The 6,303-nt window shown below is 42.8% G+C and carries 7 protein-coding genes; 4 read left to right on the top strand and 3 right to left on the bottom strand.

All coding sequences use genetic code 11. The features are described from left to right. The coding region (locus A1D16_RS10985) for a transporter associated domain-containing protein (RefSeq protein WP_290709411.1) at window positions 1-549 on the top strand (549 nt) is incomplete at its 5' end. On the opposite strand, the gene A1D16_RS10980 is transcribed toward A1D16_RS10985, so the two are convergent. Further along, complete coding sequence (locus A1D16_RS10980) at window positions 546-1,034, bottom strand: DUF6702 family protein (RefSeq protein WP_290709410.1); 489 nt, start codon at window positions 1,032-1,034, stop codon at window positions 546-548. The genes A1D16_RS10985 and A1D16_RS10980 overlap by 4 nt on opposite strands. Window positions 1,035-1,092: 58 nt before the next feature. Between A1D16_RS10980 and A1D16_RS10975 the strand changes: the two genes are divergently transcribed. Together A1D16_RS10975 and A1D16_RS10970 are read left to right on the top strand one after the other, a co-directional pair. Then, on the top strand, window positions 1,093-1,710 hold the full coding sequence (locus A1D16_RS10975) for a HupE/UreJ family protein (RefSeq protein WP_290709409.1): 618 nt from the start codon (window positions 1,093-1,095) through the stop codon (window positions 1,708-1,710). Beyond that, complete coding sequence (locus tag A1D16_RS10970; protein ID WP_290709408.1) at window positions 1,707-4,076, top strand: M1 family metallopeptidase; 2,370 nt, start codon at window positions 1,707-1,709, stop codon at window positions 4,074-4,076. The genes A1D16_RS10975 and A1D16_RS10970 overlap by 4 nt, the downstream gene beginning before the upstream one ends. A gap of 53 nt (window positions 4,077-4,129) precedes the next feature. On the opposite strand, the gene A1D16_RS10965 is transcribed toward A1D16_RS10970, so the two are convergent. Both A1D16_RS10965 and A1D16_RS10960 read right to left on the bottom strand, forming a co-directional pair. Continuing rightward, window positions 4,130-4,357: an Arc family DNA binding domain-containing protein gene (locus A1D16_RS10965; RefSeq protein WP_290709407.1), complete on the bottom strand. Its 228-nt coding sequence runs from the start codon at window positions 4,355-4,357 to the stop codon at window positions 4,130-4,132. A gap of 17 nt (window positions 4,358-4,374) precedes the next feature. Next, the gene (locus A1D16_RS10960) at window positions 4,375-5,238 is read right to left on the bottom strand and encodes an SPFH domain-containing protein (protein ID WP_290709406.1); all 864 of its coding nucleotides are present in this window, start codon (window positions 5,236-5,238) and stop codon (window positions 4,375-4,377) included. A 127-nt stretch (window positions 5,239-5,365) separates the two neighbouring features. Between A1D16_RS10960 and A1D16_RS10955 the strand changes: the two genes are divergently transcribed. Continuing rightward, window positions 5,366-6,229: an alpha/beta hydrolase-fold protein gene (locus tag A1D16_RS10955; RefSeq protein WP_290709405.1), complete on the top strand. Its 864-nt coding sequence runs from the start codon at window positions 5,366-5,368 to the stop codon at window positions 6,227-6,229. The last annotated feature ends 74 nt before the right edge of the window (window positions 6,230-6,303 follow it).

The following is a 6,303-nucleotide window of genomic DNA, read 5'->3' as shown; positions in this document are numbered from 1 at the left end:
GATATTGACAATATAAAGGGAGTAGTATCAATAAAGGATCTCTATATCACCAATGACCTGACCTTGTTCAAACATATTATGAAACCGGCCATGTTTGTTCCGGAGAACAATACGGCCTACCGGGTTTTGGAAAAATTCAAAGAAACCCAGGTCCACTCCTGTTTTATCGTGGATGAATACGGTTCTGTTCTGGGAATGATTACCTTAAATGATATCCTGGAAGCAATTGTTGGCGACCTGCCTCAGCCGGATATTGAGGATTATGAAATCATTAAAAGAGAGGATGGCAGTTACCTGGTAGATGCACAAATTCCTTTTTATGATTTCCTGTCAAGATTTGAAATGACCGACTGGATGAATGAAGGCGAACAGGAATTTAATACACTGGCGGGTTTCATACTGCATAAACTGGAACGTATACCACATACCGGGGATACGCTCGAATGGAAAGGTTTCCGTTTTGAAATCATCGATATGGATTCTCTCCGGATCGATAAAATTCTGGTAACAATTTCTGAAGATATCCGCGAAGGAATGGACGAAGACTAAAAACTGGCTGAAAATTGTTTATCAGGAAACATAATTTTACCACTTTTACGCTGGTTGCCCACATTCATATGAATCAGGTGAATTTGCTGGTTTAATACATTATACAACAAGGTATTGCTGAGCTCCATTTGTTGTACGGCAGCAATGCCCGTTACCTGAATATAACACCATGCTGCTTCCCGTTCTTTCTCGTAACCGACAAATTCCAGCTGAACAGGCTTACCATTAACTTTCAATTGAAAATTATTCTGTATATATTGAAAAACCAAGGCCTCCGTTTGCTTCGGGTTTTTCGGATTACTCAGGTCAACCGCAGTTTTATATTGATCCGTGAGGGCTCTTTCAAAATCGTCAATAAAAAGTTTTACGCTTATTTCCAGCGTTTTTTCTGCAGGATTATGCTGAATTTCAGTAACTCCCACATAAAACGGATGAAGCCAGCTTAGCCAGGAAATGAACGCCCATTTAAACAAAATTGCCGCCATTAAACATTTTTATTTTTTCAGCACAAAACTCTGGTTTATTTTGGTAGCTGACTAATTTATGCAAGATTTTAACCTTTACTTCGGGTTGGGAGTAGAACATATCCTTACCTGGGATGCACTGGACCATATTCTTTTTGTAACAGCGCTCTGTCTACGCTATCAGTTTACCGACTGGAAAAAACTGGCCATTATGGTTACTGCTTTTACGGTTGGGCACAGCGCCACCCTGGTTTTAAGCGTTCTTGGATATGTTACGGTATCTGTACCCTGGATTGAATTCCTAATTGCGCTTACCATTGCCGGAACGGCACTTAACAACTTGTTGTACCGGTCCGGTCCAAACAACCGGAAATTACCGGTGATTTATTTTTTTGCCTTGTTCTTTGGCATGATTCACGGGTTGGCCTATGCTAATTTGTTGCTTGACCTGGAAGGAGGTGAAAACTTAACCAGCCATCTCCTGGCGTTTAATCTGGGTATTGAAGTGGCGCAGTTGCTGGTAGTAGCGGTAGTATTAGCGCTATCCTTTATTTTTGTAGAGCAGCTTAAATTGCCCCAGCTTTGGTGGATCAGGACCTGGTCGGTACTGATATTGGTATTTGCACTAAAAATTGCCTGGGAACGAATTCCTGAATTAAAAAAACAAACACAAACAGCAATAATAACAAAGCAATGAGAAAACTCCTATTTGCATGTCTTGGCCTGATTTCAGGATCAGCAATGGCCCAAAACATACAAAACAATCCGGGTTCTAACCACGGCAACAAGTTTGAGCAGTTGGGAACCATTCTACCGACGCCTAATGAGTACCGGACGGCAAGCGGAGCCCCTGGTCCGAAATACTGGCAACAACGGGCCGATTATGATATTAAATGCGAGCTGGACGAAGAAAAACTCCGACTCACCGGCTCAGAAACCATTACTTATTTCAATAATTCTCCGGATGAATTAACCTATCTCTGGTTTCAACTAGACGAAAACGAGCACAGTTCAGACCGGAATGCCGATTACCAGGATGGTTCTTCCATGGGTAAACAGGCCGTTGATGTACAGATTGACCGGCTTACGCCGGAAAAAAACGACAACGGGGTAAATATTACCAAACTGACGGATGCACTTGGGAAATCACTCAAATACACCGTTAACAAAACAATGATGCGGGTTGAACTGCCCACTGTTTTAAAACCCGGTCAAAAGATCATTCTTAAAATCGACTGGAATTATAAAATAACCGACCGTATGAAAGAAGGCGGTAGAGGTGGGTATGAATTTTTTCCGGAAGATGGCAACCACCTGTTCACGATCACTCAATGGTATCCCCGCCTTTGTGTGTACAGTGATTTCCAGGGATGGCAGAATCACCAGTTCACGGGTAGAGGAGAATTTGCCCTCACATTTGGTAATTTTAAGGTACAAATGACCGTTCCAGCCGACCATATGGTTGGTTCTACCGGAGAATGTTTAAACTACGCACAGGTATTAACACCTACCCAATTGGCACGTTACCAGAAAGCACAATCTGCCAAAGACGTTGTTGAAATTGTAACGCTGGAAGAAGCGAAAAAAGCAGAAAAATCAAAAAGCAAAACCAAGAAGACCTGGATCTACAAGGCAGACAATGTTCGTGATTTTGCCTGGACCTCGAGCCGGAAATTCGTTTGGGATGCGATGCCAGCAGTAGTTGAAGGTAAAAAGATTATGTGTATGAGCTTTTATGGGAAAGAGGCCTATGGTCTGTATCGCCCCTACTCCACTAAAGCGGTAGCCCATACCATTAAGTCTTATTCCAAATTCTCTATCCCTTACCCATACCCGGTAGCCCAGAGTGTGGAGGCTTCCAATGGAATGGAATACCCGATGATCTGCTTTAACTATGGTCGTACTGCTCCGGACGGAACATACAGTGAAAGCACGAAATACGGCATGCTGGGTGTAATTATCCATGAAGTTGGGCATAATTTCTTCCCGATGATTGTAAACAGTGATGAACGCCAGTGGAGCTGGATGGATGAGGGCTTAAATACCTTCGTTGAGTACCTTACAGAGGAATTATGGGATAACAAATTCCCCAGCCGCCGTGGTCCGGCAGTGGGTATAGTAGACTATATGAAATTACCCAAGGACCAATTGGAGCCAATTATGACCAACAGCGAAAATATCATCCAGTTTGGTCCAAATGCCTATTCTAAACCAGCCACCGGCCTGAATATTCTCCGGGAAACCATTATGGGCAGGGAGCTGTTTGATTATGCATTTAAAGAATATTCACGTAGATGGGCATTTAAGCATCCAACGCCGGCCGATTTGTTCCGCACTATGGAAGATGCCAGCGGCGAAGACCTGGATTGGTTCTGGAGAGGCTGGTTCTACAGCACTGACGCAACAGATATTGCGATAGATACCGTAAAATACCTGACCCCTGAATTTGCAGATCTTCCTGCGCAGGCAACCGGTACGAGAAAAATTAAGCTGGCAAAACCACAGGTTAATGAGTTTGAAGACATCAGTAAAATCCGAAACAGGGAAGATAAAAGCATAGTTTTTGAAGTTGACCGGGATACTACCCTGCGCGATTTTTACTGGAGATACGCACGTGGACTCGAGCCTTATGATACGGCTTCTTATGAAGTGCCCAGCAATGTAAATGTTGAGAAAGCAGATACAGAAATTCAATCAAAATACGGCAACAAGCATATTTACGAAATTGCTTTTTCAAATAAAGGTGGACTGGTAATGCCGGTGATCGTAGAATTTACGTACGAAGACGGAACCAAGGAAGTGGATCGCATTCCAGCACAGATCTGGCGGAAAAATGAGAATAAAATCACTAAAGTGTATGTAAAAAACAAAAAGGTGAAATCTATCCAGCTCGATCCCATGAAAGAAACCGCCGATATTGATGAGAGTAATAATAGTTGGGGTACTATTGCAGCGCCCAGTAAATTCCAGTTGTATAAACTGAAACAGGCAGCCCGCGGTCAAAGCACCGGAATTACGCCTATGCAAAAAGCAAAAGAAAACAAAGAGAAAAAAGGCTTCTAATAACGCTTTCTCTTATTATAAAAAAGGTGAGCACCCATGGGTGCTCACCTTTTTTATAATCCCGCTTCTCCTCTTTCCTTTCCCCCTTCTCCCTTCCCCCTTCCTCTTTCCCCTTCTACTTTTCCCCCTTTCTTCTCCATTCTCCCAGCAGCACGTAGTTGCTGATGTATTATCCACTCCAATTGACCATTTACACTTCGGAATTCATCCGCAGCCCATTTTTCGAGAAGTTTATACACATCGCTGTCCAGCCTGAGTATGAAATTTTTCTTATCTGCCACTATGGATTATTTCAGGATTATTGGTACAAAGTGCCGGTATTTAATATGGGGGTTGCCGCCTTTTCCGCACAAAGCACCACCATGAGGTTACTCACCATTGCCGCTTTTTTCTCTTCATCCAGATGAACAATTTCCTTTTTTGACAGTTGCTCCAGGGCTAGTTCTACCATTCCTACGGCACCTTCCACTATTTTGGTTCGGGCAGCAACAATAGCAGTAGCCTGCTGGCGCTGTAACATAGCCCCGGCTATTTCCTGCGCATAGGCAAGGTGACTTATTCTGGCTTCAATAATTAATATGCCTGCAGGAGCCAGCCGTTCAGTTAATTCTTTTTCTAATAATTCATTTACTTTTTCGCCTCCACCTCTTAACGTAATGCTGGCATTTTCGTCTTCAAACTGGTCGTAGGGAAAACTGGTGGCCAGATGCCTGATAGCTGCTTCACTTTGTATTTTAACGTATTGCTCATAATCTTCCACTTCAAATGCGGCCTTATACGTATCCGCCACCCGCCATACAATCACCGCAGCAATTTCAATAGGATTACCCATGCTGTCGTTTACTTTCAAACGTGAACTTTCCAGGTTCTCTGAACGAAGTGAAATTTTCTGCTTGGTATAAAGCGGGTTTACAAAAAGAAGTCCGTTTTCCTTGGCCGTACCAATGTATTTTCCAAAAAAAGTTAATACCCTGGAATGATTCGGGGAAACAACGATTAAACCCGCCGATAAATAAAATGCCGTTAACGTTAGAATAATCCCCAGGGTAATTATCCAGCCATTTCGATGGCTGTTTATAAACAGTACAATGGCTATTACCAAAAGAACCAACGTAAGTACCAAGGTCAGATAACCAGAAACAGGTTTAACATTCTTTTCCATATTGTTATGATATTAAAATGATATCAAATTTACGATTTATTTTAACATTTCCCAATTTCTTTTACCGGGTACCAGTGAACCAGAATCCTTTAATTTTAGTTATTTCTGCACCTTAATTCTTTCCCTTATGAAGGATTGTCGTTTTCCTGGAATGTATACAACCCGTCTTTTGATAGTGTTGCTGGCAGGTATCCTTTCTGCTGGCGCAGCGCAGGCTGGTAAAGTAGATACCCTGAGCCTCTATAGCGCGGCCATGAAAAAAGACATGAAATTTATTGTAGTAGAGCCGGCTGCTAAAGCGCCCCAGGGGGGCTTTCCGGTAGTGTACCTGCTGCATGGTATGGGCGGAACCTATAATCTTTGGATCACCAAAGTACCAGCCTTGCAGGAAGCAGCAGATCGGTTTAATTGTTTGATCGTTTGTCCGGACGGGGGACGAACCACCCTTTATTTCAACAATCCACTGGATAGCAGTTACCGGTTTGAATCTCATTTTATTAAGGAACTGATTCCTTATATAGATAGCCATTACCCCAGTTCAAAGGACCGAAAATTCAGGGCAATTGCAGGTTTGAGTATGGGTGGATTTGGTTCCCTGTTTATGGCAAGCCATTACCCTGAATTATTTGCTGCTGCAGGTAGTATGAGTGGTGCACTGATGGTAGATCCTATAGCTAAGTCGATCCTTGCAAAAAATGCGGATAAATCCATTGACAGCAGTTGCTGCCAGATAAACTGGAACAAGTTGAAAGAATACAATACAGCCGACAGCAGTGCCAAATACACGATTGCCCTTGCCTTGGAATGTGGTACCGAAGATTACCTGCTCGCGGCTAACAGATCTGCACATAAGCGGCTGACCGATCTTAAAATTGCGCACGATTACACAGAAAGGCCTGGCCGGCATAATTGGTTTTATTGGGAAAATGCCATCGACTACCAGTTGTTATTCTTTAGAAAGAGATGGAACCAATATTTGGCAACTCAATAGCCGACTGAACCATCTCGAACCTTTACTTTTTTCTTACCGGCATTCTTTTTTTCAAATTCCAATACTTCTTTGGG

It is taken from the genome of Flavihumibacter sp. CACIAM 22H1 (genome assembly GCF_001601815.1).
GTDB lineage: Bacteria > Bacteroidota > Bacteroidia > Chitinophagales > Chitinophagaceae > Flavihumibacter.
This window is presented reverse-complemented; position numbering and strand designations above follow the sequence as displayed.